This window comes from Saccharibacillus sacchari DSM 19268, assembly GCF_000585395.1.
In the GTDB taxonomy this organism is placed as follows: Bacteria; Bacillota; Bacilli; order Paenibacillales; family Paenibacillaceae; genus Saccharibacillus; species Saccharibacillus sacchari.
In genome coordinates this window covers 4,746,494-4,772,494 of sequence record NZ_KK073875.1, presented here as the reverse complement: position 1 = coordinate 4,772,494, position 26,001 = coordinate 4,746,494, and the positions used below count along the sequence as shown (strand labels likewise).

The window sequence follows — 26,001 nt, the reverse complement described above, 5'->3', positions numbered from 1 at the left end:
AAGTGAACCGGAGGGACTTTTAAAAATGACCAATTATGCAAATGTGGATGTATGGATTCAAAATGCAAGCGTGCCGGGCGAAGAAGGCAGCCGCGACATTCTGATTGGAGGAGGCAAGGTGCTGGCGATTCTGAACGATGCGGAAAAGCCGGCAGCTAGCGACGTGAACGGAGATGCGCTGAAGGTGTACGACGCACAGGGCAAGCTGGCAACACCGGGTCTGATCGACATGCACGTGCATTTGCGCGAACCGGGATTCGAACATAAAGAAACGATCGAGAGCGGCGCGCGTTCGGCGGCTCAAGGCGGCTTCACGACCATCGCCTGCATGCCGAACACCAAGCCGGTAACGGACAACCCGGAGACGGTTAAGCTGGTGCTGGACAAAGCCAAAGAAGCGAACCTCGTCAACGTACTGCCTTATGCGGCAATCACGAAAAACGAGCAGGGTCAGGAACTGACCGACTTCGAAGCGTTGAAAGCAGCAGGGGCGATCGGCTTCACGGACGACGGCGTAGGCGTGCAAAACGCGCAGATGATGAAGGATGCCATGACCCGCGCAGCCGCGATCGACATGCCGGTCATCGCGCATTGCGAAGACGACTCGTTGGTCAAAGGATTGTACGTCTCCGAAGGCAGTTTCTCGAAAAAACACGGCATCAAAGGCATTCCGAACGAGTCTGAAGCGATTCATGTCGGCCGCGACGTTCTGCTGGCCGAAGCAACAGGCGCGCATTATCATGTCTGCCACGTGAGCACGGAACAGTCCGTTCGGTTGATCCGCCTGGCCAAATCCGTCGGAGTCCGAGTCACCGCCGAGATTTGCCCGCACCATCTCGTACTGTCGGACGAAGACATTCCGGGCATGGACACCAATTGGAAAATGAACCCGCCGCTGCGGACGCCTCGCGACGTTGCGGCTTGCATCGAAGCGTTGGAAGACGGCACGATCGACATCATCGTAACCGACCATGCCCCGCACAGCGCGGAAGAAAAAGCAAAAGGCATGGAACTTGCGCCTTTCGGCATCGTCGGCTTCGAGACGGCCTTCCCGCTGCTCTATACGGAATTCGTCAAAACCGGCCGCTGGACGCTCGACTTCCTCGTCCGCCGCATGACCCAAGATCCGGCACGCGTATTCGGTCTCGAATCCGGCAAACTCGAAGTCGGCGCAGTTGCCGACATCGCCATCATCGACCTGGAGCTTGAACAAGCCGTCGACCCGGAAACATTCGCAACCAAAGGCCGCAACACCCCGTTCACCGGCCGTAAACTCTCCGGCTGGCCGGTCATGACCCTCGTAGCCGGCCGCGCCGTCTACGGAGCAGACCTGGCTCAACCCGTAAATGCTTAACACGGACGCAAACCGCACGGTCAGGTCTTAACAGCCTGACCGTGCAAGCAAGTCCGGCGACCCGGAAAAGGCTTTCGCAATCTAACCTTTTTCGCGCCGTCGCCTTAACAACGACCACCCGAAGAAAAATTCTTCTTCCATATAAAAAGCAACGTCTGCAAGCTCACCCGAACCGTCGAGAAGTTTGAGCATCAAACTTCAATGACGCTTTCCAAATCCAAATCTTTAAGTCTTTGAATCTGTAAGTTTTTGAACCTAACTTCACCCACCAACAGGAGCGGAGGGCTGAAGAGGAGCTGAAGAAGCGTAGCGCTCGCCTTTGAAATCCGTTTTTCTCCCACCAGCCATGTCTTATTCCAATCAGAGAAAAACGGATTTCAACAGCGATCGAAAGCCCTCTTCAGCCCGCAGCGTCTCCATCTCTACCAAACTTAAGGAGGACTCACATCCATGCAGGCAAAACTTCTGCTCGAAGACGGCACCCTTTTCACAGGTCGCTCGTTCGGCGCTCAAGGCAACACGACCGGCGAGGTCGTGTTCAATACAGGGATTACAGGCTACCAAGAAGTACTGTCCGATCCGTCGTACTGCAACCAGATCGTGACGATGACCTACCCGCTGATCGGCAACTACGGCATCACCCGCGACGATTTCGAATCGGTCCGCCCGTTCGTGAACGGCTTCGTCGTGCGGCGCTACGAGCCGGTGCCGAGCAACTGGCGCGCCGAGTATACGCTGGATGAGCTGCTCAAGGAGCACGGAATTGTCGGCATCAGCGATATCGACACCCGCATGCTGACCCGCATCCTGCGCAACCATGGCACGATGCGCGGCATTTTGACTGCAGGGGAGCATTCGGTCGAAGAGCTGAAGGAGATGCTGCAAGATTCCGCACTGGTGAACGATCAAGTCAAGAAAACATCGACGCCGCACGTGTACAACAGCCCGGGTCACGGCGAGCGTATCGTGCTGATCGATTACGGCGCAAAAAGCGGCATCGTCCGCGAACTGAGCGCCCGCGGCTGCGACATCGTGGTCGTTCCGCAGGATATCACGGCCGAGCAGGTACGCCGCCTCAACCCGGACGGCATCCAATTATCCAACGGCCCCGGGGACCCGAAAGACGTACCGCACGCGGTAGAGACGATCAAGGAACTGCTGGGCGAATATCCGATCTTCGGCATCTGCCTCGGACACCAACTTCTGGCACTGGCCGGCGGAGCGGATACCGAGAAGCTGAAATTCGGACATCGCGGCGGCAACCATCCGGTCAAGGAACTGGCGACGGGCCGCTGCTACATCACGTCGCAAAACCATGGTTACACCGTCAAAGAAGATTCGCTGGCGGGTACCGACTTCGAAATCACGCATATCAACAACAACGACAAGACCATCGAGGGAGTGCGCCATACGAAATTACCGGCCTTCTCCGTGCAGTATCATCCGGAAGCCGCGCCCGGGCCTTTCGACAACAGCTACCTGTTCGACCGCTTCATCGAAATGATCCGCGAGCACAAAAAAAGCAGTCCGAAACAGCCGCGCCAAGCCGTAATGATGGCCGCCATGAGAGGAGCACGTTAATATGCCGAAAAACGATAAACTCAAAAAAATCCTGGTGATCGGTTCCGGTCCGATCGTTATCGGTCAAGCTGCCGAATTCGACTATGCCGGAACGCAAGCGTGCCAAGCTCTGAAAGAAGAAGGCATCGAGGTCATTTTGATCAACAGCAACCCGGCGACGATCATGACCGATACGAACATGGCGGACAAAGTCTATATCGAACCGATTACGCTGGAGTTCGTGACCCAGATCATTCGTCACGAACGTCCCGACGGCCTGCTGCCGACGCTCGGCGGACAAACCGGTCTGAACATGGCGGTCGAACTGGCACGTGCAGGCGTGCTGGAAAGCGAGAACGTCAAGCTGCTCGGTACGCAGCTGCACTCGATCGAAAAAGCCGAAGACCGCGATCTGTTCCGCGAACTGATGCGCGAACTTGAACAACCGGTACCGGACAGCGTGATCGTAACAACGCTTCAAGAATCGCTTGATTTCGCCAACGAGATCGGCTATCCGATCATCGTTCGCCCGGCTTATACGCTGGGGGGAACAGGCGGCGGTATCTGCGCGAACGAAGAAGAACTGCGCGATATCGTGGCTTCCGGCCTGCGCTACAGCCCGATCGGACAATGTCTGGTCGAACGCAGCATCGCAGGCATGAAAGAAGTCGAATACGAAGTCATGCGCGACGCGAACGATAACTGTATCGTCGTGTGCAACATGGAGAACTTCGATCCGGTCGGCGTACATACCGGCGACAGCATCGTCGTCGCGCCGAGCCAGACGCTGTCCGACCGCGAATATCAAATGCTGCGATCCGCGTCGCTGAAAATCATCCGCGCGCTGAACATCGAAGGCGGCTGCAACGTGCAGTTCGCGCTCGATCCGCACAGCTTCCAATACTACGTCATCGAAGTTAACCCGCGCGTCAGCCGTTCCTCGGCACTGGCTTCCAAAGCGACAGGCTACCCGATCGCGAAAATGGCCGCCAAGATCGCAATGGGTTACACGCTGGACGAGATCGTCAACCCGGTTACGGGTCAGACTTATGCTTGCTTCGAGCCGACGCTGGACTACATCGTATCGAAGATCCCGCGCTGGCCGTTCGACAAGTTCACCCGCGCCAACCGCAAGCTGGGCACGCAGATGAAAGCGACCGGCGAAGTCATGGCAATCGGACGCACGTTCGAAGAGTCGATTCACAAAGCGGTTCGTTCGCTGGAGATCGGCACGCACCGCCTGCTGCTCAAAGGCGCGAACGAGCTGTCCCGGGAAGATCTGGACTATCGTTTGGCGAAACCGGACGACGAGCGCATGTTCCTGGTCGCCGAAGCGTTCCGCCGCGGCTATACGCTTGAAAGCATTCAGGACCTGACCAAGATCGACTGGTGGTTCCTCGACAAGATCGAACGCATCGTCGTGTTCGAAACCGTACTGGCCGAGACGGAAGATCTGACCGACGAGTTGCTCTACGAAGCGAAAAGAATGGGCTTTACCGACCGCGCGATTGCCGAGCTGCGCGCTCCGGGACGCGAAGGCGGCAAGCTGACGAAAGAAGCCGACATTCGCGCGTACCGCAAAGAAATCGGTCTGGTTCCGGTCTACAAAATGGTCGATACGTGCGCGGCCGAATTTGAATCGGAAACGCCGTACTACTACTCGACTTACGAGCAGGAAAACGAAGTGACGCAAACCGATAAAAAGAAAATTATCGTGCTGGGTTCCGGTCCGATCCGTATCGGACAGGGGATCGAGTTTGACTACTCAACGGTTCACGCCGTATGGGCGATCCGCAAAGCGGGCTACGAAGCCATCATCATCAACAACAATCCGGAGACGGTATCGACAGACTTCAATACGTCGGACCGCTTGTATTTCGAACCGCTGTTCTTCGAAGACGTGATGAACGTAATCGAGCAGGAAAAACCGATTGGGGTCATTGTACAATTCGGCGGACAAACCGCGATTAATCTGGCGAAGCCGCTGCAGGATGCAGGCGTCAACATTCTCGGGACTTCGCTCGACAGCATCGACGAAGCGGAAGACCGCAAGCGGTTCGAGGCGATGTTGAATCGTCTGGACATCGCACAGCCGAAAGGAAAAACGGTCACTTCGGTCGATCAAGCGGTCGAAACGGCATCGGGACTCGGTTATCCGGTACTGGTGCGACCGTCGTATGTACTCGGCGGCCGGGCAATGGAGATCGTCTACTCTGATGAGGAGCTGCTGAGCTATATGCGGGAAGCCGTCGATATCAATCCGGAACATCCGGTATTGATCGACCGCTACATGCTGGGCAAGGAAGTCGAAGTCGACGCGATCTGCGACGGCGAGACGGTGCTCGTTCCGGGCATCATGGAGCATATCGAACGCGCAGGCGTCCACTCCGGAGACTCGATTGCGGTGTACCCGCCGCAGCATCTGTCCAAAGAACTGCAAGAAAAAGTCGTCGATGTTACGATTCGAATCGCCAAAGAACTCAAAACGATCGGCCTGCTCAACATCCAGTTCGTCATTTTCCAAAACGAAGTCTACGTGATCGAAGTCAACCCGCGTTCGTCGCGTACCGTACCGTTCCTGAGCAAAGTAACGGATATCCCGATGGCGAACCTGGCGACTCAAGCAATCCTCGGCGTGAAGCTGGCGGATCTCGATTACAAAGAAGGGCTGTGGCCGGAAAGCCAACAAGTTGCGGTGAAAGTTCCGGTGTTCTCGTTCGCGAAGCTGCGCCGCGTCGAGCCGACGCTCGGTCCGGAAATGAAGTCGACGGGCGAAGTCATGGGCCGCGACAAGCACTACGCCAAAGCCTTGTACAAAGGTCTGGTCGGCGCGGGCATGAAGATTCCTTCCACGGGTTCGATCATCGTAACCGTGGCCGACAAGGACAAAGAAGAAGCGGTGAAGCTGATGCAGGGCTTCTATACCCTCGGCTACTCGCTCATGGCAACGGGCGGAACGGCCAAAGCGCTTGAAGAAGCGGGCATTCCGGTCACTCGCGTCAACAAATTGAGCGAAGGCGAGCCGAACATTTTGGACAAAATCCGCAACGGCGAAGCGAACTTCGTATTCAGCACCTTGACCAAAGGCAAAACGCCGGCACGCGACGGATTCCGTATCCGCCGCGAAGCGGTCGAAAACGGCGTGGTCTGCATGACCTCGCTCGATACGGTAGCGGCGCTGCTCGACATGCTGGAAACGGTAAGCTTCACTTCCCGTGCGATGCCGGTGAGCGCCCAGCCTCAATAAATCACATATTCGAACGGCTTTCCCGGCAGCAGCGGGCGAGCGCGCTCGAACGGAAGGCGCCGTGCAGAATTCTGCGGGCGCCTCTCCTGTGCGCCCGGGCGGCGGGACTTTCAAATTCACATACGGAGGAAATGTATGACTTCGATCATTAATGAACAACTGGCACGGCGGCTGATGGTCGCGCTCGATTACCCGGATGATGTTTCGGCACGGGAAATGATTCGCAAGCTGGAAGGCATTCCTTGTTATATGAAGGTCGGCATGCAGCTTTTTTATCAGGCAGGACCTAAATTCGTAGAGGAACTGAAGTCGCTCGGCTACTCGGTCTTTCTCGATCTGAAAATGCACGATATTCCCAATACGGTAAAAAGCGGCGCGAACAGCATCACGAAGTTGGGCGTCGACATGTTCAACGTCCATGCCGCAGGCGGATCGGCGATGATGTCGGCAGCCATGCAAGGCGTGGAAGAGGCGCTTGTCGCAGATCCTTCGCTGAATCGTCCATGGGTGATCGCGGTCACGCAGCTGACCAGTACGAACCAATTGACCATGAACGAAGAAATCGGTATTCCGGGAAGCGTGGAAGATGCCGTGATTCGTTATGCGAAGCTGACTGCTGCAGCAGGATTGGACGGCGTTGTAGCCAGCCCGCTCGAAGCGGAAGGGATCAAAGCCGCTTGCGGAGCGGATTTCCTGACCGTAACGCCGGGTATTCGACCTGCGGGCAGCGCGGCTGACGACCAATCGCGCACCAAAACGCCGGGCCAAGCGATCAACGGGGGCTGCGATTATATCGTAGTCGGACGGCCGATCACCGCAGCGGCAGACCCGAGAGCAGCGGCGCTTCAGATCTTGGCGGAGATGGGCAACGGACAGGCGTAAACCAATTCGAAATTCTGGAGGAACATCAATATGACGACACAAACCACGATCGAAGCTAAAATTGCAGCAGACCTGCTGAATATCGGTGCGGTAGCATTGCAGCCGGACGAGCCGTTCACCTGGACGTCAGGCATCAAATCTCCCATTTACTGCGATAACCGCCTGACGATGGCTTACCCGGAAGTGCGCGATCGGATTGCCGAAGGTTTTGCGGAGTTGATCCGTACCCGGTACCCGGACGCGGAAGTGATTGCGGGAACCGCGACAGCGGGTATTCCGCATGCGGCTTGGGTCGCTCAGAAACTCGATCTGCCTATGGCTTATATTCGCGACAAAGCCAAAGGACACGGCAAACAGAATCAAATCGAAGGTCTGATCAAAGAAGGGCAAAAGGTCGTCGTGATCGAAGACCTGATCTCTACAGGCGGCAGTTCGCTTAAAGCAGCCCTGGCCGTGCGCGAAGCGGGAGCGGAGCCTCTGGCCGTGCTTGCGATCTTCAGCTACCAGTTGGATCGCGCGATTCAAGTCTTTGCCGAGGCCAATGTTCCGCTTGCGACATTGTCCAACTACACAGCGCTTATGCAGACGGCGTTGGAACTGGGAACGATTCAGGAAAGTCAGGTCGAATTGTTGAAATCATGGCGTGAAGATCCGTCTGCTTTCGGCAAATAAACGCGTATTATAGACAGCTGCACAGAGTAAGCCGGACTTCCAGAGCGGAATTCCGGCTTTTTGCTTTTCGACCGACTTGGTACCTGGACGGCATGCGTGCAATGAAGTAAGCTGATTTTAAACAATCATTCCATGCGCAACCAATTTGCCCAACGCAGCGTCCAATATAAAGAGACGTTAATCGATTAGTTAACGTTAACATACCCGTACGAGACAACGAGAGGGGCAGAAGGTCATGCAGAAGGAGAAAAGCCTTTCCTGGAAAGGCGTCGCGGCCGCCCTGACAGCGTTATTTTTACTGCCTGGGTGCTTTTCGGCTGGCAGTGAGCAACCGTCTGTAGAAGCGCCGGAAGAAGGAGTGTCCAGTGGCGTGAAAAGCGAAGAATCAGAAGTCGCGAACACGCTGCGAATCGGAATTGTTACCGGAGAAGCGGAAGATCGGTATTATCGGGAAACCTATACGGATATTTATGAATATATGCACCCGGAGTTGGACATCGAGATTGTACCCGCGATTGATACGACGCGTTATCGCTACTTGGATCCGGATTCGGAGCAGGTTCGAACCCGGGTGCCTCTTGAGGAATTGCAAAAGTTGACAGAAGGAAAGGCTTCGGTTGACGTGTTGATTTTGGACGCGGAGATGCTTCGTTCGGCCGTGGACAAAGGATGGACGCAGCCGCTTGCTCCTTATATGGAGAAAACGGGCGAAGCCGAACAGGAATTTGCTCCTGCCGTGATCAATGGACTCAAGGATCTCGGCGGAGGACAACTTTACGCGCTCACGCCGGACTATGCTTCATCTGCCTTGTATTATAATGTCGATTGGTTTGAACGTCATAACGTGAAACCGCCTGAAGACGGAATGACTTGGGACGAAGCGTTTGCTTTGGCGCGTGCTGCTAGCGGCGAAGACGAAGAAGGGGCTACGACTTACGGATTGTCTTTTACCCCGACGTTGGCGGAAGATCCTTTGTGGGCGATACGCGCTTATACAGAGCCTTTGGGCCTTTCTACCTTCGATCTGGAATCGGAGGAAATGAAGGTCGATACGCCGCAGTGGCTGGAACTTTGGACGGAGCTAGCGGACATGACCAAGCAGGAAGCGATTCCGCTGGCGCTTCGTGCGGCGACGGATCCCGAGAAGTATGATCCGTTCGGCGGAGACTTGTTCCTTGGAGAAAAGGCAGCCATGACGATTGCGGATAGCAGCTATGCGTCCGATCTGCAAACGGCAGCTCGGAATGCGCAGCGCATCAGCGGCTTTGATCCATTTGAATGGAAAACGGTGACGGTTCCTGTTCATCCGGGCAAAGAAGATATCGGTGCCAGTGTGAAGCTTGGAGATACTTTCTCGATCGTTTCGTCGAGCACGCGTAAAGACGAGGCTTGGGAATTTATTCGGTTTGTTACAGGAGAACGCGTGCAAGCGATGGAACTGCATGATCCTTATCGGATGCCGAGCCGCTTGGATGCGATCGCGTCGGAAGCGGAAAAGTATGGCTATAGAAGCGACGCCTTCACGAAGCTGAGACCTGCCGAGCCGATTGCGGAGCGGGAAGATCAAGCTGTTCAGGCGAACCCGCAGTTGTGGCAGATCGGTGATGCCGGCAGGCAATTGTTCCAGCGTGTGCTGGAGGGACAGATTCCTGCGAAGCAAGCTTTAGAGCAATGGGAGAATGAAGGGCGCCGCTGGTTAAAAGGGCCGTTCACGGATGAGGGAACGCTGACGTTCGGCACCGAATCTCCGCAGTGGCAAACCCTTCTCTCCTTGTTGAATTCAAAAACGTCTTGACTTTCTTGGCAAAAAAAGCTATACTATTCATTGTCGCTGTTCGAAATAAACAGCTTGTACAATGTCGCGGGGTGGAGCAGCTCGGTAGCTCGTCGGGCTCATAACCCGAAGGTCGCAGGTTCAAATCCTGCCCCCGCAATTACAGTTTGGCTGTCCCGAACCAGCCTTACGGCTGCTTTGGAACCAGGACCCTTAGCTCAGTTGGTTAGAGCTACCGGCTCATAACCGGTTGGTCACAGGTTCGAGTCCTGTAGGGTCCATCATGGCGAATCCCCTTACTCCGCAAGGAGTAGGGGGATTTTTGCGTTTTATTTTAAAAGTTGCAACTATCGACGCATGACTTGTAGTTGTTTTATCCTAATTTTTTTCGTTTTCTGTCGAAATTAATCGCCTCCAATTTCCGATATATACAGAAAGCATAGTTTGGCGGTTATCTTGCTGTCGAGGAGAAGGGGAATATGAACAGGAAAGCGGGAAGGTTCGCTCAGGGAATCAAATTATCCACTGTAATCGGGTTATTGTCGATTTTTATCCTGCTTTCGGCAGCCGGAATCGGGTCGTATATGAGTTACATCAACGGCCGGGAGGCTTTGGCTGCGCAGACGCTCAGGCTGAACGAGTATCATGCGGGCGAGCTGGCGAGAATCAGCAGTACGGCGATCGAGACGATGCAAAAATCTTTGCTGGAGTCGGCCGATTACATCATGTCGACCGATTCTTCGCCGGAGATGATTCAGCGCAATTTGGACTATTTCAGAAAGTCGAACGGTTTTTTTAACTCTGTCGTGATTATTAACGATAGTTCCGTCTTGACCTATAGCACGCCGGATCTCGGTTTGAAAGGAACGACGATTACGACGCCGCAGCTCGTAAAAGCATTAGCCGGCAAAACCCCTTCCATTTCCGCTCCGTATATTGCCCCGACCGGAAGGTATATCGTAACGGTTAGCCAGCCTTTGTTTTCCCGTGACGGCATGTACCACGGAATGCTTGCCGGTTCGATCTATTTGAAAGAAGAAAACCGATTGGGCGAGATTCTCGGCACCCAAAACCATAAGGACGATGGCTCTTATTTTTATGTGATCGACCAATCCGGCAAATACATGTATCATCCTAACGAGCAATGGATCGGGAAAGAAGTATCGGATACGTTTGTTCGGTATGCCTTTTCCAGAGGGGGAAGCGGGTCGGCTACCATCGATCAGCAGGACGGCAAGCGCTTTTTGGCCGGCCATGCCATGATCCCGCAAACGGGCTGGTGCGTGGTGTTTCAGACTCCGTATGCCAATGTGCTGGAATCCGCCGAAGCGTCTACGTTCGAAACCGGTATCTACATGCTTCCGGCAGTCGTCGTTGTTCTGCTGATGACGTTATATGTTTCGCATAAACTCTCGATGCCGCTGCATACTTTGGCCTTGTACACCGAAAATATGGCCAACCGCAAAGGACCGAAGGAAATTCCGAATGTGGAGGATTGGAATTACGAGACCAAGATGCTGAAAGAGGCCATTTTGCTGGCGGAGAGGAAAAGCCGCGAGGCAGAAGCCTATTTGCTGCGCGAGGCCAATCATGATCCGCTGACGGGGCTTCTGAATCGTCGGACCTTGGAGAGTTTAACGGACGAATGGATGCAGCAAAACAAGAAATTTTCCGTTGTTTTCCTTGATATCGATCATTTCAAATCCGTGAACGATACGTACGGGCATCAAAAAGGAGATGAAGTGCTGAGAGAAATGGGCGCCATGTTGTCCGATCAGATCGGCATAAACAATCATTGCTTCCGTTACGGCGGCGAAGAGTTCGTGCTGCTTTTGTCGAATGGAGACGAAGAGACGGCCATGTTGACGGCTGAGCGCATTCGAACGACTGTCGAGATCAGCTTAATGCCTATTCCTCAGCCGATTACCGTTTCTCTCGGAATCGCGATCCGGACGGACGAATCGACTTCGGAAATTTTATTTCGAAAAGCAGACCTTGCTCTGTACCGAGCAAAGGAATCCGGTCGGAACCGCAGCGTAATATTCAAATAAGAAATCCGGGAATGCGCAAAGCCCGCTTCAGGAGAGATTCGAACTCTCCCGAAAGCGGGCTTTTAAGGATGCGACGTTACTTTTGGAGAGAAGAAAACACGATATTTCTCAACTTCCGCGTGATCGGCAGCGTTCCGGCATCCCGTTTTTGCACCATGAACAGGAACGTCAGCTTGTCCTGCGGACTGTTGGTGAAGTAGGCACCCAACCAGCCGTCCCAACCGTATTCGCCTACGCTGCCTATTAAACCGGCTTGTCCGGGGTTGGTCATGATGCGCATCTGATTGCCGTAGCCGTGGCCGACGAGGGAATGCCAACCTTCGAATCCTTTTTGCTGCCGGGAAGTCAGGCTCGGCATTGTCATTTTTTGAACCGTTTTTGGATTCAGCAATTGAGCGCCGTTCAGTCGTCCTTCATTCATCAGCATTGTCGTAAACTTCGCCGCATCGACGATTGTGGAAGCCAGACCTGCGCCGCCCGATTCGAATGCAGGCTCCCGATCCAGTTGATGCAGCACGCCCAAGTGGTTGTCGGCATACAACTTCAATCCGCCTTCGTCATTATTTTGAACCGTTTTCGACAATCGGCTGCGCTGCGCCTCGGATAACCAAAATCCCGTGTCGGACATACCCAGCGGTTCAAAGATTTCATGTTGCAAAAACTCGCCGTAACGTTTTCCGCTCACCGTTTCCACGATGGCACTCAGCACATCCCCGGAAGTGCCGTACGTCCAATCGGAGCCAGGCTCGAAAGCCAAAGGACCTTCACCCAAACGACTCGCAAACTCCAATGTACTCATCGGCGTATCGCTGTTAAGACGCTGATTCAGCTCCCGGAACAGGGCGTCCGTATGCTGTCCGGCTAGATTTTCTCCACCGTACACCAGTCCCGAGGTCATGTTCAGCAGATCCTGAATATTGACCTCACGCATCGCCGGAAGCAGTGAGCCGTTTTTTTCCACCATCGGATTGCGGAAGCTTGGGATGTAAAGGCTTACGGGATCGAACAGATCGATTTCTCCGCGCTCCAGTAACATCATCACCGCAGTCGCGGTAATCGGCTTGGTCATCGAATACAGGCGGAAGATCGTATCGCGGCTGATTGGGCTTTGACGATCCAGATCCGCGAATCCATCTTGATGGTAAAATACTTCTTCGCCATCTTGGATGACCATCAGATTTGCACCCGCAATTTCATGGTTTTCGATGCTTTTTCTCAGTGTTTGTTGCAATTGGTTGACTGTACGTGCCTCGAACATATTCATTAACTTCCTCTCTTTAATCATATCCTGATAAATCGTAAGCCGATTTTGAACGTTTGTACAGAGGGGGATTTGGCTTTTCCTGCGTATTTCCCGGGCAATGCACGTTTCATGTCCGCAAACTTTTCCGATATCCGCTAGGCGTACGTCCGGTGAATTTTTTGAACTGTCGCATAAAGTGCGTCTCGTTGTCGTATCCGCACAAATTCGAGATCACGCCAACAGGTTGCGAGCCGTTTTCTAGCAGGTATTTTGCGAATTCCAGGCGGCTATGGATCATATCGAGCGAGACGGGACAGCCGAACAGCTCTTTGTACACATGTTGAAAATGGGAGCGGCTTAAGCTGACCTCCGCTGCCAGCTCGTCGATCGTATATCGCTGCTGCGGCGTGCTATAGAGTCGGCTTCGGATTTCGGACAGCTGCGGGAAATAACGATCCGTCCGTTCGGGTCTCGGGCGCAGGCTGCGCAAATTGCCCAGCTTCATCAGAAAGCCGGTCAAGTCGGACGCGATAATTCGTTCTTGCAGCGGGCCGCCGAGCCAGACGCTGCGTTGAAGTTCCATCACCAGGCGCGACAGGGAAGCCGAATAGACGGCAGGAACGGGTTCGTCCAGCGGCAATTTCAAGTCGCCGAGCAGCGCTTCCGCTTCTTCTCCGCCGAAATGAAGCCAATCGTTCACGAAGGAGCGGTCCAGATTGCGGTAACGATAAGGAGTATCCGGTCGAAAGATCATCCACGTATCCGGGTTCGCGATCAGGCTTCGACCTGTAAGTTCGATTTGCGTCCGGCTTTTGAACAAGACGAAAACATAGTAGCCCGAACCCTGCGGACGATCGATCAAAATCCCTTCGGGATGGGTCGAATTGAAGCCGCATTTTACCAGCTTGAGCATAAGGATCTCCTCTCATTCGCACAATGTGTCAGTTTTCGCTCATTATAGATTATCGCTTTACGACCCTGCAAGATTTTATAGTAAAGAAGAAGGTACAAGGATGATCACTTTGACGAAGGAGTGAAGATCAGCATGAATACGAATGTAGAAAAGCAGGCGGGCAAGCCCATAAGCAGCGAAGATCGGATGTGGCTGGAGAGTGCTTGGGCTAAACTTCAAACCAAGATGTCGGCAGAATGTGCTCGAATCGGCGCGAATATTCCTTATATCCCGGTGAACGGACGTTACGAGGATTTGGGCGAAAAAGATATCTACTGGTGGACGAACGGTTTTTGGCCGGGGATGTTGTGGCAGATGTACCAAGCGACCGGAGACGGTGCTTACCGGACGGCGGCGGAGCAGGTCGAGGAAAGGCTGGATACCGCACTCCACGGCTTTGACGGTCTGCATCATGATGTCGGCTTTATGTGGCTGCATTCGGCGGTTGCCGATTATCGGCTGACCGGCAATCCGCGCTCGCGGACACGGGGACTGCACGCAGCGAATATTTTGGCAGGACGCTACAATCCGGCGGGGCAATTCCTGCGCGCATGGAACGATGATCCGGGCAACAATCGATCCGGTTGGATGATTATCGATTGTTTGATGAATATTCCGCTATTGTACTGGGCGAGCGACGAGACGCAGGACCCGAGATACCGGGATATCGCCATTTTGCATACGGATACGGTATTGCGCACCGCGTTGCGGGGAGACGGTTCGTCGAACCATATCATGATCTTCGATCCGGCTGACGGTTCGGTATTGGAAAATCCGGGCGGGCAAGGATTCGAAAGCGGTTCTTCATGGAGCAGAGGACAGGCCTGGGCGCTCTACGGCATGGCTCTGAGCCACCGTCATACGGGAAATCAGGATTATTTGGATGCCGCCAAGCTTATCGCGCATTATTTTATCGCCAACGTGGCTTCGACAGGAGACTTGCCGCTGGCAGACTTCCGGGCGCCTGCCGAACCGGTCGTGTACGATACGACGGCAGCGATGTGCGCGGCATGCGGGTTGCTGGAGATTGCAGGTGCAGTGCCGGAATATGAACAAGCTCTATATGTAAAAGCCGCATTGCGCATGCTTCAGGCAACCGAGGCGAAATTCGTGAACTGGAATCCCGAAGAGGACGGAATCGTCGGCGGGGGAAGCGTTGCTTACCACGGCGGCGAACACGAAATTCCGATTATCTACGGGGATTACTTCTTTATTGAAGCCGTGCTTCGTTTCTTGAATCAGGACAAGCACTTATGGTAGATCAACAAGAGGGCACAAGCGGAAAAGAAGCACGGCAATATTGGTTGGATACGATGCTGACGATTGCGGACCCGGTGTTGAATGCGCTCGGCGAACGACAGTTGAAGGAACGTCTGCCGATAGATTTTCATCCGGATCGTGCTCCCTATGCGTGTCTGGAAGCGTTCGGACGTCTGATCTGCGGCATGGCACCCTGGTTGGAGTCGGAGGGGCTTGAAGGCGAAGAGGAAGCGCTTCGTGCGGCATATGCGGAAAAGGTACGCAGCGGCATCGATGCCGCCACCGATCCGGCTTCGCCCGATTACATGAACTTTTCCGATATCGGTCAGCCGCTGGTGGATGCCGCTTTTCTCGCTCATGCGCTGGTTCGTGCTCCGAAGACGATCGCCGGTCAACTGCCTGAAGCAGTCAAGCAGCGCCTGATGACGGAACTGCGCCGCACGCGCCGGACCGTTCCGCCGAAGACCAATTGGTTGCTGTTCAGCGCGATGGTCGAAGCGGCATTGTATCTGCTGGGTGACGAGGACTATGACCGGATGCGGATCGATCTGGCGCTGCATCTGCACATGGACTGGTACAAAGGCGACGGCATGTACGGAGACGGCAAAGACTTTCATTGGGACTACTACAACAGCTTCGTCATCCAGCCGATGTTGGTGGATCTGGTGGGACTGCTTCGCGATGCGTCGCCCGGTTATGCCGAGATTGCGGATACCGTGCTGGCGAGAGCCACGCGTTACGCGTCGGTGTTGGAGCATATGATCGCGCCGGACGGCACGTTCCCGCCGATCGGTCGTTCCATCGTCTACCGATTCGGGGCATTCCAGCATCTGTCTCAGGCGTCTCTTCAGCATTTTTTGGAGGAAAAGGTGGTGCCGGAGCAGGTACGCTGTGCGTTGACCGCCGTGATTCGACGTATTATGCAGGCTCCGGGTACGTTGGACGGGCAGGGATGGTTGACGCCGGGTTTGTACGGATATCAGCCGGAGCTTGCGGAAGGCTACATCAGCGTAGGGAGTTTATACTTATGCTCGACCGTGTTCCTGCCGCTGGGCTTATCGCCGGCCGATCGCTTTTGGGCTGAAGAAGATGCAAAATGGACGTCAGTGAAGATTGCCGCGGGAGAACGCATGGCGGCGGATCAGGCTTTGTATCTTTGAACGGCTACTAGAAAAATAGAGATTAACGGTTACAAACGAAGCCTACCCCTTTCGGGGTAGGTTTTTTGCGATCATAACATGATTTTTTCAAAGACGAATCTTCGCTGTTGACATTATCTTTAATTCAAGATATGATGAACTCATCAGAAATACTTCAAATTAAAGATTCTTAATATAAAATAAAAACGGAGGTTATTCTCATGAAAAAACAAACAGCAGGTATCCACCATATCACCGCAATCGTAGGTCACCCTCAGGAAAACGTAGACTTTTACGCCGGCGTGCTCGGACTTCGTTTGGTGAAACAGACCGTCAACTTCGATGATCCCGAGACGTACCACTTCTACTTCGGCAACGACGGAGGCAAGCCGGGCACGATCATGACGTTCTTCCCTTGGGCGAATGCATATCAAGGCAAGATCGGAGCGGGCCAGGTCGGTATCACCTCGTTCGTCGTACCGGTCGGCTCGCTGCCATTCTGGAAAGAGCGCCTGACTTCGTTTAACGTAGCGGTTCGCGATTTTGATCGTTTCGGCGAAAGTTATCTGGAATTCGATGACCCGCACGGATTGCATTTGGAACTGGTAGAACGCGAGGAAGGCGAAGTCAACACCTGGACGTTCGGCGGCGTTACCCCTGAGACCGCGATCAAAGGCTTCGGCGGAGCAACGTTGCTGTCGGCCGATCCGGAAAAAACCGCAGATTTGCTTGCGAACGTCATGGGACTTGAATATATCGGACAAGACGGCGATCTGGCGCGCTACCGTTCAACGTCGGATATCGGCAACATCATTGATCTGAAACTCACGCCGATCGCTCGCGGCACCATGGGCGTCGGCACGGTGCACCATATTGCTTGGAGAGCGTCGGACGATGCGGATCAACGGGAATGGCAGGACTATGTGGCGGATAACGGGTACGGCGTGACGCAGGTGCAAGATCGCAATTACTTCAATGCCGTATACTTCCGCGAGCACGGCGAAATTCTGTTCGAGATCGCGACGGATCCTCCGGGCTTTGCGCACGACGAGACGCCGGAAAGTATGGGAACCGCGTTGAAGCTGCCTGCACAGTACGAGCAATATCGGACGCAGCTTGAACAGACGTTGATTCCGTTTGAAGTACGGGAACTGAATGAAGAAGGCAAGGCAGAGAAACAGGAAGATAAATAAAAAGCAACAACGAAAGGAGGCAGCGCAATGCCAACGACAGCGGGAATTCATCATATTACTTCGATGGTCAACTCTGCACAAAGAACCCTCGATTTCTATACAGGAGTATTAGGAGTGCGGCTGGTGAAAAAAACGGTGAACTTCGATCGTCCCGAAGTGTACCACCTGTATTTTGGCGACCCGGCAGGTTCACCGGGCACGCTGCTGACCTTTTTTCCGTGGGAGAAGCAGCCGAAGGGAAGAATCGGAACCGGGCAGGTCGAGACGGCCGCGCTGGCTGTTCCGGTCGATTCGCTGGATTTTTGGAAAGAAAGACTGGCGCGCTTCGACGTGGAGTTCCGCAGTCGGATCTTGTTCGGAGAACCTGTACTATCTTTTGAAGACCCGGACGGATTGAAGCTTGACCTCGTGGGACGGACGACAATGCTTCGCGGCCAAGCTTTCGGGTCGATCGGCGAAAATGAAGCGATTATGGGATTGTCGGGAGCGACATTGTTAACGTCTGCGCCTGAACAGACGGCGGACGTGCTTCAACGCGTGCTGGGATTAAGCGAGATCGGTCGGGAAGACGGGCGGATTCGTTTTCAGGCCAATGGAGAGATCGGCAATCGCATTGACGTGATAGAGCAGGGTAAGGTTCGCGGGTTAATGGGGGCCGGAACGGTCCATCATATTGCCTGGAGAGCGAAAGACGAGGCGGAATTGTTGCGCTGGCGCGATCAACTGGTCGAAGAGGGCTTCAAGCCGACCGAAGTGAAAAATCGCAATTACTTTGAAGCCGTCTATTTTAAAGAACACGGCGAAATTTTGTTTGAGATTGCGACCGATCCGCCGGGATTTGCTGTCGATGAGGCGTCGCAAGCGCTGGGGCATCGCCTGATGCTCCCGCCGTGGCTGGAATCGGAGCGTCCGCGTTTTGATCGTATATTGCCCAAGCTTCAGCCGATCGCGCCGTGATTTAAGCGGGCCGGAATATTGAGACAAGGAAAGAGCTTGCTTGCCTTATAAAAGGAGCAGGCTCTTTCCTTGTGAACCGATCAGTCGAAAATCTTCAGAATGATGCGAAAAAAGCCGAAAATCAATCTAGGAGCCCAAACTAGCAGTTCAAACAAGATTTCGAGCACGTCCCAAATCCCGTCGAATCTTCCTCTGCGCTCTCTGCGTTGACGCCTTGATTGCCATGCCATTCGTTGACCTCTCCTGTCGCCTTGGAATGTATCGCTGCTTTCCGGTACGAAAAAAAAGGATAAAGGTTACATCGGAAATTCAAAAACATATTAAAAAGCTGCTCTTTTTCGGAAAGAAAGGATAGAAAAACTGACATATAACTTATTACTTTACCCGATTTTTCCGCGCCGAAACGTTTCATCTTTGAAAAAAGTTTGCTTTTTATCACATCGGAGTGCTACAGTTAGGGTATTGCAAAAGGAGTACAACTTGATAGCCGTGCTTATTCAACAGTTCGGACTGTCCGTTTGTGGAATCCTTATTAAGGAGACTCATATGGAAATCGAAGAACGGAACGTAACGAAGGTGCACGCGGACTTGCAGCGCATTTTTACGAATGGCTACTTTGTCGTGATTCGGGTGTATAGCTCAGATGAGCTGTTCGTAGGACAAATTACGGAACTCGATCTGGGAGGCGGAAAGCTGACCATCGGCAAATGGGGAGAACTGAAGGAACTCTCTATCGAAGACATTTCGAGTACGGAAGTTCCAGGCCACCAATATTAACAGTCGGCAAGATACTTTGATCCTATATAGTAAGCAGAGCCTTTGCCATAAAAAAGGGAGCTGCTATAGAAAAGCCTCGTTCTTTTGAACGAGGCTTTTATTTTTCGTTTTGCGAAGAAGGGATCGGCATGATCGCCGCGCAAAAAAAGGCCCGCCGAAGCGGACCTTTTTTTAATGAAAGTTGAATTAGAATTTTGCAGCCAGTTCAGCCGCTTGCTTCACGCCTTCTTCGATGATCGAAGCTGCGCGGTCCGGGAATTGGTTGTGTCCTTCGACAACAACAGTCTCAGGGTTTTGAATGCCCCAGAAGCCCAGTGTATTTTTCACGTAGTTAAGGGACATTTCCATGCCGCTCATTGGCTCGATGGAGTACACGCCGCCACGTGCTTGCAGCAGGGCAACCTTTTTGTCCGTTACCAGACCTACAGGGCCTTCAGCCGTGTATTTGAACGTTTTGCCTGCTTGGTTCAGGTAGAAGAGGTAAGTCAGCAGTTGAGCCGGGATGGTGAAGTTCCACAGCGGGAATGCGAACACGACTTTGTCAGCACCCAGGAATTGGTCCAGGTACGTGTTAGCCAGACCTGCAAGGCGTTGCTCTTCCGAAGTCGCTTCGATGCCGTTGGCTGCTTTGTACAGACCTGTCATCATGTCGTTATCGTAGTAAGGAAGATCGGCTTCGAACAGGTTCAGTTCAGTTACCAGATCGTTCGGGTTAGCGGCTTTATAGCTTTGTACGAAGCTGTCGTACAGTTTTACCGTAGCGGATTGGTCAGCCGGACGGTTGTTTGCTTTAACGAAAAGAACGTGGGACATGGATAATTTCCTCCTGAACAATATCTTTAGTATTTACTTTCTTAATTATAGTATATGATGTAAAGGTAAGTGTCAAGCGTTTTTGAAAAAAAGAAAGCAAGTTACGTGAAATGGGTACGATCAACCCTTTTTTTCGCCTTTTCGATCCTTTTTCGAAATTTTAATATAATCTTCAGGTTTCTATCAGGTACGCTTAAGCTAAACTGGATATATTAATGACACAACCCCTCTGTAACATAGACTTTAGCCCCGACGCTTAGGCGCCGGGGCTCTTTTTTTGTTTTTTGGCTGATACGCTCCGTGTCTTTGATAATTTGCGCATACAAAAAAAGGCTGCCCCGAAGCCGATCCCGACTTCCAAGACAACCTGTTTTATTTGCTCATCTATTCCATACTTCTTTATTTAAGAGGTTCTATTTCGAGCGAAGCGAGAGGGCGGAGGGAGAAGATCAGTGAAAAACGCCTTTGAACTCAAAAAGCTTCTTCCTTGAATTTTCATTCAGCAGCTTTTTGAGTGAGACAGCGTTTTGAACGATCTTCTCCCGCAGCCCCGCCCCGCACGAATAGCAACTCAACCTTTTACATAAAGAACGACAACCCCACCACAACCGCAACCGATCCCAACGTAAAGAACAGAATCGTGCGCAGCTCGCGAACCATGATCAGACCTTCATGCTTGTGATGGTCTTCCGTACGGTGCAAAGTTCCTTTAGACATGCGTGTTTCCTCCTTTCCGGGCGAATTCGTATTCAGTTCGCAAACCGGAAAAGGGTCAAAAACGAACACCTGAATTTGAGCGGCCTCAGCATCCGATGCTTGCACAGGATCGGGATGCGCGACTCGGCGTGAAGGGCTTGCAGCGAGAAGGCAAGACCCGCTGCGGCTAAGCCGAGTACCCAACGCCACGCCGATCCGTCGGGAGCAGTCGTGTCATGGGAAACCGCGGGCGGCGCATATTGGTGCTGCTGATGATAGCCCGAGTGTCGGAGATCCGTATCGGAAGCATTGCCGCCCGTGCCGGCGAACCGAACGTCAGGCAAAAGCAAAAAAAGCAGGCATAACGATAGAATGGCTATTTTTTCATATAAACGACGTTCGTTTCCGCGAAGCCGCATGGCGGGTCCTCCTTTCCCGAACTTCTGTCCCGCGTTCTGCCGGGGACGAATCTCTTTTCATTATCGTTGGAAAAAGCAAAAACGGTCAAGTCGCTCTTGCGCATGAATCTTTTTATCCAAAAAGGATGAATCCTGCCAGAACGAACAGCAGGACGAACAACACAAGCATAAATCCGAGCGTCAGATTAACGGCCAAGCGCGAAGCCCGGAAAACCTCTTCATTAATGTCCCGGCGTTTGCTCCGGTATTCATGGGTGGCGGCCAGCAGCAGCGAAAGCGCGAAGGTCAACGAACCCATGCCGGCCACTACGGCGAAAACATGCGCTTTTTCGCCGTAAGCGGAGTTGAATGTCAGACCTGCCGCGAGAAAGCCCAACCCGGCGACGGCAATGCAGGTACGGATCCAGGCCAGGTAAGTGCGTTCGTTGGCAAGATGCTGCTGTACGTATTTTTGTTCGGACGGCGGCTGGCCGTTCGTCGATTTCATGTTCATCGCCTCCGTTTCCGGTCAAATGCTGCGGCGCTGCGCGGTCATTCGAAAACGAATTCTACCCGGGTGCCGTCCGGGTAATCCTCGAGCGCGTTGCCGACCCAGGAACCTGCTCCCCGGTTATCGGAAGGAGAAATGTATTCGATATCCGCACCCGTGCCGCCTTCTTCGCACATGGCCATCGGCCATTCATCGCGGTCAAAGCCTTTTTTCGTCGGGATGCCGCGCAGCGAATCTTCCCGGTTCTCCTTGGCTCCGTCGCGATCAATCGTGCAAACGGCGGATTCGCCTTTGTTGATGGCATTTTGGATATGGGCAGCGGTTTTCGGGTAACGGTCCACCGGAAATTCGAGCGTGACGACCTCGCCGGTGCGTGTGCCCGTATTGCCGAAATCAACATCCAGATCCAATAAAGGACCGACCGCTTTATAAATTTGAGGAGCGAACAAAGCCAGTACAATCGCGATCACAATCGTAATTAACGACGGCGCGCGCCCCTTTTTTTTGCGGGAATTTTTTTTGCTCACGCGAAGAAGCCTCCTTAGCCGGTAGTCGAAGCTTCATTATACCGGAAAAGAGGCTGTTTCGTGTACGAAAATTTGCTGATATGAACGGAAACGAGTCTGTAAAAAAGAGACAAAATCAACGGTCGTATTCCTCGGAATCTTCCGGATCGACGATCAGGCTTTCGTCGTTGGTCAAGTTGTCCCGGGTCACTTTTTCGAATTCGCCCGGATCGGTGTCTTCGTAGTGGGGATCGGCTTCGGGAATGCCGTCAGGGCCTGGCCCTTTGTCCTTCACTTCGGCTTTGGGATCTCTCGTCATGCTTCTCACCCTTTCTGCTGGTTTCTTAAAAGCTTACACGTTCTCCGCTTGAGTGAAACATTTCGTGAAATTCGATCTCCAAGCGTTCACAAATCGCGAATTCCAGCGTACGGATGAGATTGGACGCGCTGCGCTTCGCGGCGAGGAACCCTTATCTTGAAAGTGTGAGAAAAAGGACGAAAACGAATGAAAACGGCATTAATCTGAGATTGCTAATTATGGGTGAAATCCTTAAAGTAAAGCGGTAGATTCTGCTTCGGGCGATTAAGCGTACCCGTGTTCGAACCTCTAAACTTACGACATCAACCAAAGAAGGAAGTAACCAACCATGACAGGCAAAATCAAAAGATTTCTGATCGGCAGACCCATGAAATCGAACGAACTCGAGGGCGAAAAGCTCGGTAAGCTCAAAGCGTTGGCCATTCTCTCGTCAGACGCATTGTCTTCCGTCGCGTACGGAACCGAACAAATTCTGATTGTCCTCATCTTGGCCGGAGCCGCCGCGCTCTGGTATTCTCTGCCGATTGCCTTGGCGGTGCTGGCTTTGCTGGCTATTCTGATCGTGTCCTACCGTCAAACGATTTTCGCCTACCCGACCGGAGGCGGCGCGTATATCGTCGCGAAGGATAACATCGGGAAATTTTCCAGTCTGATCGCGGGCGGCTCTCTGCTCGTCGATTACATCCTGACCGTAGCGGTAAGCTCCTCGGCAGGCACGGACGCGATCACGTCAGCTTTTCCGGCGCTGCATGACGATCGAGTACTGATCGCGCTTGCCATGATCGTGTTCCTTACGCTGATGAACCTGCGCGGCGTGACGGAATCCGCCTCCGTGCTGGCGATTCCGATCTATGCGTTCGTCGTGTCGATTTTCCTTCTGATTATCATCGGCACGATCAATTACTTCACTGGCGGCGCACCTGCGGCGGCTCCGCAGATGGAGGCGACCATATCTAACGTCAGCCTGTTCCTGTTATTGAAGGCATTCAGCTCGGGTTGTTCTGCGCTGACCGGCGTGGAAGCCGTGTCCAATGCCATTCCGAACTTCCGCGATCCCGCTCCGAAAAACGCGGCGGCCACGCTCGTGATGATGGGCCTGATCCTGGGCGCGATGTTTACCGGCATCACGCTGCTCGCTTATTGGTACGGTATTCGTCCCGACGAAAAAGCGACCGTCATTTCGCAGATTGCGGAGGCTACGTTCGGCCGCGGTTGGATGTACTTCGTGATTCAAGGCGTGACGGCGGTCATTCTGTTCCTTGCGGCCAATACGGCATACTCGGCTTTTCCGCTGCTGGCATTCATGCTGGCGAAAGATAAATACCTGCCGCATATGTTCATGGTGCGCGGCGACCGTCTGGGCTTCTCGAACGGAATCATTTTCTTAAGCGTCATGTCGGCGATTCTGGTCATCGTGTTCGAAGGGAATACGGATAGCCTGATTCCTCTGTACGCGGTCGGCGTATTCATTCCGTTCACGCTGTCCCAGCTCGGCATGATGATTCGCTGGGTCAAACACAAGCCGAAAGGCTGGCAGGGCAAACTTGTCGTCAATACGATCGGGATGCTGACGACGCTGTCCATTACGTTGATCTTCATTTTCACCAAATTTGCGCAGGTTTGGGTCGTATTCATTTTCCTGCCGATCGTCGTCTATTTGTTCGCGAAGATCCATCGGCATTACGAAAACACGGCGGATCAGCTTCGGATCGATCTTGCGCTCGACAAGCCTTGCGTCAAAGGAAACACGGTTATTATTCCGGTATCCGGCATTACGCAGGTCGTTCGCAACACGGTCAGCTACGCCAAGACGCTGTCGGATAGCGTGGTCGCCGTGTATATCGGTTTCGATGACGAGTCGATTCGCAAGATGGAAGAGAAGTGGGAGGAATGGGACCCGGGCATCCGATTGATCGTGCTCAAATCCCGTTACCGCAGCATCATGCGTCCGCTTCGCAAGTTCATTGATACGGTAGAATGGAAAAAAGGCGAACAGGACAATATCACCGTGCTGATTCCGCAGTTCATCACGAAGCATTGGTGGGAAGCGGTACTGCATAATCAGACGAGCTTGATGATGAGGGCTTATCTGCTTAACTATAAGGATGTTATCGTGACGACTGTGCCGTTTCACCTTCATAAGTAGAGGGGGAGATTCTGTTCGCTTCTTGAGGCACTGCGGGAGAAATTCGTTCAAGACGCTGTCTCACGCAGAAAACCTTTGGTTTTCCGCGTTCAAAGGCGTCTTTCACTGAATTTCTCCCTCCGCTGCTGCGGCGCGTACAAGATCGTTTGGGGTAGGAAGAGCAAGCTGCCGGTTGTAATCGGCGGCTTTTTTTGTGTGGAAAAATAAGATTTGTTTGCTTGATAAAGAACGTGTGTTCGTATATAATTTGAGTATAGAACAAATTTTCTTGTTTGAATGGAGGTTTGAATATGCCGACGAAATATGTGGGGGAAGTCGTGGAGATCGTGTATATGGACAAGGACGGGAAATTATCGCAGCGAAGGATCGAAGTGCACGGCATCCGCGGTGAGTTGGTATATTCGACTTGTTTGACGAGCGGGGAACGGCGAACGTTTCGTAGAGATCGGATTCTGGCATGTAAGCCTTCGCCGTTTCGGCGGCGGGAGATGGAGAAGAATAATCGATCCATTACTTTGCATGGGTGAGATTTATTTCATATCGCTTGCTATCTAACTTGGTATACAATCAATCCGTAAATTGTTAATAGAGGAGAGATTGTGTTGAAGAAGAAGGTTTTTGCTACGATATTGGCGGGTACGTTGTTAACGGGAGCAGCGATCGGCGCAGGTGCAGCACCTGTAACCGAGAAAATCACGGCAACTTTGAACTGGGGAGTCAAGCTGGAGAACGCAGGATTGGAATGGACGCCTAAGGATTCAGCCGGCAACAAGACCCCGCCGATCACGTACAACGGCTCGACTTATCTGCCGGTACGGGCCGTATCTGATCTGTTAGGGGTTGCAGTGGATTGGAAAAAGGATAGCAATACGATTTACGTGGGCGAGAAGCAGGATTCGGTCGATTTGATCTCGTTTGCATTGGAAAATGATTATGACGTACAGAAAACAAAGGATAAACAATTTACCGTTCAAGCAGGCAAAGACTATAAATCGGGTTTATTATTCAGTGACATTAACTCGGCAAGCAGTGAAGCTACGTTGCTGACAAAAGGAACTTATCAGGCGGCTGAATTGACTTTTGCAGGAATTGAAAATGAAAGTGAGCTTACTGTTCAACTTATGGATGAAAATAAAATTGTTTTTAAAGAAATTAAAATTGCGGTTGCTTCGGCACCGCAAAGCGTAACGGTAGATATTCAAGCAGCCAAAAAATTGATGATCTCTGTTTCAGGAGGAATCGGCAAGAGTGATCAATTATTCGTAGGCGGAAGTCTTAAATAATATAAAAAATCGAGCTGTTCCAAAAGCCAACATCATGGCTGGGGACAGCTCAATTTTAAATAGGGTTGCAAAAAGAAAAGGCCGTCCCGGAGGACGGCCTTTCTACCCATGGCGCTATTGCTTTCTTTGCTTCCGTATCCCGCGCCGCCGGGCAATCTCTAATTAAAGAGCTGCACCGGCTTGGGTAAGGGATACGCTCAGCATACTGTTACAGATGTGAACGCACCTCCTTTCTTGTTGGGATTATATTAGCACAGTGTAAACGCGC

23 protein-coding genes and 2 tRNA genes are annotated in these 26,001 nt (G+C 52.8%); 17 read left to right on the top strand and 8 right to left on the bottom strand.

Features of this window, described 5'->3' with window-relative positions:
- The first annotated feature begins 25 nt into the window (after positions 1-25).
- The 9 genes from SACSAC_RS20685 to SACSAC_RS20645 all read left to right on the top strand — a co-directional run bounded on the left by SACSAC_RS20685 (position 26) and on the right by SACSAC_RS20645 (position 11,540).
- The gene (locus tag SACSAC_RS20685; RefSeq protein WP_037289852.1) at positions 26-1,354 is read left to right on the top strand and encodes a dihydroorotase; all 1,329 of its coding nucleotides are present in this window, start codon (positions 26-28) and stop codon (positions 1,352-1,354) included.
- A 450-nt stretch (positions 1,355-1,804) separates the two neighbouring features.
- On the top strand, positions 1,805-2,935 hold the full coding sequence (carA, locus tag SACSAC_RS20680) for a glutamine-hydrolyzing carbamoyl-phosphate synthase small subunit (RefSeq protein ID WP_037289850.1): 1,131 nt from the start codon (positions 1,805-1,807) through the stop codon (positions 2,933-2,935).
- 1 nt (position 2,936) lies between these two features.
- The gene (carB, locus tag SACSAC_RS20675) at positions 2,937-6,161 is read left to right on the top strand and encodes a carbamoyl-phosphate synthase large subunit (RefSeq protein WP_037289848.1); all 3,225 of its coding nucleotides are present in this window, start codon (positions 2,937-2,939) and stop codon (positions 6,159-6,161) included.
- Positions 6,162-6,296: 135 nt separating this feature from the next.
- Positions 6,297-7,043 (top strand): orotidine-5'-phosphate decarboxylase, encoded by a 747-nt coding sequence (gene pyrF / locus SACSAC_RS20670; RefSeq protein WP_051507296.1) that lies wholly within the window; start codon positions 6,297-6,299, stop codon positions 7,041-7,043.
- Between the two features lie 30 nt (positions 7,044-7,073).
- On the top strand, positions 7,074-7,715 hold the full coding sequence (pyrE, locus tag SACSAC_RS20665) for an orotate phosphoribosyltransferase (RefSeq protein ID WP_037289846.1): 642 nt from the start codon (positions 7,074-7,076) through the stop codon (positions 7,713-7,715).
- 235 nt (positions 7,716-7,950) lie between these two features.
- Positions 7,951-9,510: an ABC transporter substrate-binding protein gene (locus SACSAC_RS20660; protein ID WP_037289844.1), complete on the top strand. Its 1,560-nt coding sequence runs from the start codon at positions 7,951-7,953 to the stop codon at positions 9,508-9,510.
- Between the two features lie 65 nt (positions 9,511-9,575).
- A tRNA-Met gene (locus SACSAC_RS20655) sits at positions 9,576-9,649 on the top strand.
- Positions 9,650-9,696: 47 nt separating this feature from the next.
- Positions 9,697-9,770, top strand: a tRNA-Ile gene (locus SACSAC_RS20650).
- A 198-nt stretch (positions 9,771-9,968) separates the two neighbouring features.
- Complete coding sequence (locus SACSAC_RS20645; RefSeq protein WP_037289842.1) at positions 9,969-11,540, top strand: sensor domain-containing diguanylate cyclase; 1,572 nt, start codon at positions 9,969-9,971, stop codon at positions 11,538-11,540.
- A gap of 76 nt (positions 11,541-11,616) precedes the next feature.
- Here the strand turns inward: SACSAC_RS20645 and SACSAC_RS20640 are convergent, their stop codons facing one another.
- Both SACSAC_RS20640 and SACSAC_RS20635 read right to left on the bottom strand, forming a co-directional pair.
- Positions 11,617-12,804 carry a serine hydrolase domain-containing protein gene (locus tag SACSAC_RS20640; RefSeq protein WP_245608668.1) on the bottom strand — a complete coding sequence of 396 codons (1,188 nt, stop codon included), beginning with the start codon at positions 12,802-12,804 and terminating at the stop codon, positions 11,617-11,619.
- Between the two features lie 106 nt (positions 12,805-12,910).
- Positions 12,911-13,696: a helix-turn-helix domain-containing protein gene (locus SACSAC_RS20635; RefSeq protein ID WP_037289837.1), complete on the bottom strand. Its 786-nt coding sequence runs from the start codon at positions 13,694-13,696 to the stop codon at positions 12,911-12,913.
- A gap of 132 nt (positions 13,697-13,828) precedes the next feature.
- Between SACSAC_RS20635 and SACSAC_RS20630 the strand changes: the two genes are divergently transcribed.
- The 5 genes from SACSAC_RS20630 to SACSAC_RS20610 all read left to right on the top strand — a co-directional run bounded on the left by SACSAC_RS20630 (position 13,829) and on the right by SACSAC_RS20610 (position 19,061).
- Positions 13,829-14,995, top strand: a complete 1,167-nt coding sequence (locus SACSAC_RS20630) for a glycoside hydrolase family 88 protein (protein ID WP_156951055.1) — start codon at positions 13,829-13,831, stop codon at positions 14,993-14,995.
- Entirely contained in the window at positions 14,989-16,155 is a 1,167-nt protein-coding gene (locus tag SACSAC_RS20625) for a DUF2264 domain-containing protein (protein ID WP_037289835.1), read from the top strand. The genes SACSAC_RS20630 and SACSAC_RS20625 overlap by 7 nt, the downstream gene beginning before the upstream one ends.
- Positions 16,156-16,355: 200 nt before the next feature.
- Positions 16,356-17,327, top strand: coding sequence for a ring-cleaving dioxygenase (locus SACSAC_RS20620; RefSeq protein ID WP_051507295.1), 972 nt, complete (start codon positions 16,356-16,358; stop codon positions 17,325-17,327).
- 27 nt (positions 17,328-17,354) lie between these two features.
- The gene (locus SACSAC_RS20615) at positions 17,355-18,284 is read left to right on the top strand and encodes a ring-cleaving dioxygenase (protein ID WP_037289833.1); all 930 of its coding nucleotides are present in this window, start codon (positions 17,355-17,357) and stop codon (positions 18,282-18,284) included.
- Between the two features lie 546 nt (positions 18,285-18,830).
- Positions 18,831-19,061 (top strand): hypothetical protein, encoded by a 231-nt coding sequence (locus tag SACSAC_RS20610; RefSeq protein ID WP_037289830.1) that lies wholly within the window; start codon positions 18,831-18,833, stop codon positions 19,059-19,061.
- Between the two features lie 186 nt (positions 19,062-19,247).
- On the opposite strand, the gene SACSAC_RS20605 is transcribed toward SACSAC_RS20610, so the two are convergent.
- From SACSAC_RS20605 to SACSAC_RS20585, 6 genes are all read right to left on the bottom strand, one after another.
- A complete protein-coding gene (locus SACSAC_RS20605; RefSeq protein WP_037289827.1) occupies positions 19,248-19,874 on the bottom strand; it encodes an FMN-dependent NADH-azoreductase in 627 nt (208 codons plus the stop codon).
- A gap of 579 nt (positions 19,875-20,453) precedes the next feature.
- Positions 20,454-20,591: a hypothetical protein gene (locus SACSAC_RS28090; RefSeq protein WP_156951054.1), complete on the bottom strand. Its 138-nt coding sequence runs from the start codon at positions 20,589-20,591 to the stop codon at positions 20,454-20,456.
- 32 nt (positions 20,592-20,623) lie between these two features.
- Complete coding sequence (locus SACSAC_RS20600; RefSeq protein WP_037289825.1) at positions 20,624-20,989, bottom strand: hypothetical protein; 366 nt, start codon at positions 20,987-20,989, stop codon at positions 20,624-20,626.
- 112 nt (positions 20,990-21,101) lie between these two features.
- Positions 21,102-21,476 (bottom strand): YidH family protein, encoded by a 375-nt coding sequence (locus SACSAC_RS20595; RefSeq protein ID WP_037289822.1) that lies wholly within the window; start codon positions 21,474-21,476, stop codon positions 21,102-21,104.
- A gap of 44 nt (positions 21,477-21,520) precedes the next feature.
- A complete protein-coding gene (locus tag SACSAC_RS20590; RefSeq protein ID WP_051507552.1) occupies positions 21,521-21,889 on the bottom strand; it encodes a NucA/NucB deoxyribonuclease domain-containing protein in 369 nt (122 codons plus the stop codon).
- 232 nt (positions 21,890-22,121) lie between these two features.
- Positions 22,122-22,304 carry a hypothetical protein gene (locus tag SACSAC_RS20585; RefSeq protein ID WP_037289819.1) on the bottom strand — a complete coding sequence of 61 codons (183 nt, stop codon included), beginning with the start codon at positions 22,302-22,304 and terminating at the stop codon, positions 22,122-22,124.
- A 328-nt stretch (positions 22,305-22,632) separates the two neighbouring features.
- Here SACSAC_RS20585 and SACSAC_RS20580 point away from each other — a divergent pair, with 328 nt between their 5' ends.
- From SACSAC_RS20580 to SACSAC_RS20570, 3 genes are all read left to right on the top strand, one after another.
- A complete protein-coding gene (locus SACSAC_RS20580) occupies positions 22,633-24,450 on the top strand; it encodes an APC family permease (protein ID WP_037289817.1) in 1,818 nt (605 codons plus the stop codon).
- Between the two features lie 290 nt (positions 24,451-24,740).
- Positions 24,741-24,977: a hypothetical protein gene (locus SACSAC_RS20575; protein WP_037289815.1), complete on the top strand. Its 237-nt coding sequence runs from the start codon at positions 24,741-24,743 to the stop codon at positions 24,975-24,977.
- 75 nt (positions 24,978-25,052) lie between these two features.
- A complete protein-coding gene (locus tag SACSAC_RS20570; protein WP_037289808.1) occupies positions 25,053-25,733 on the top strand; it encodes a stalk domain-containing protein in 681 nt (226 codons plus the stop codon).
- The last annotated feature ends 268 nt before the right edge of the window (positions 25,734-26,001 follow it).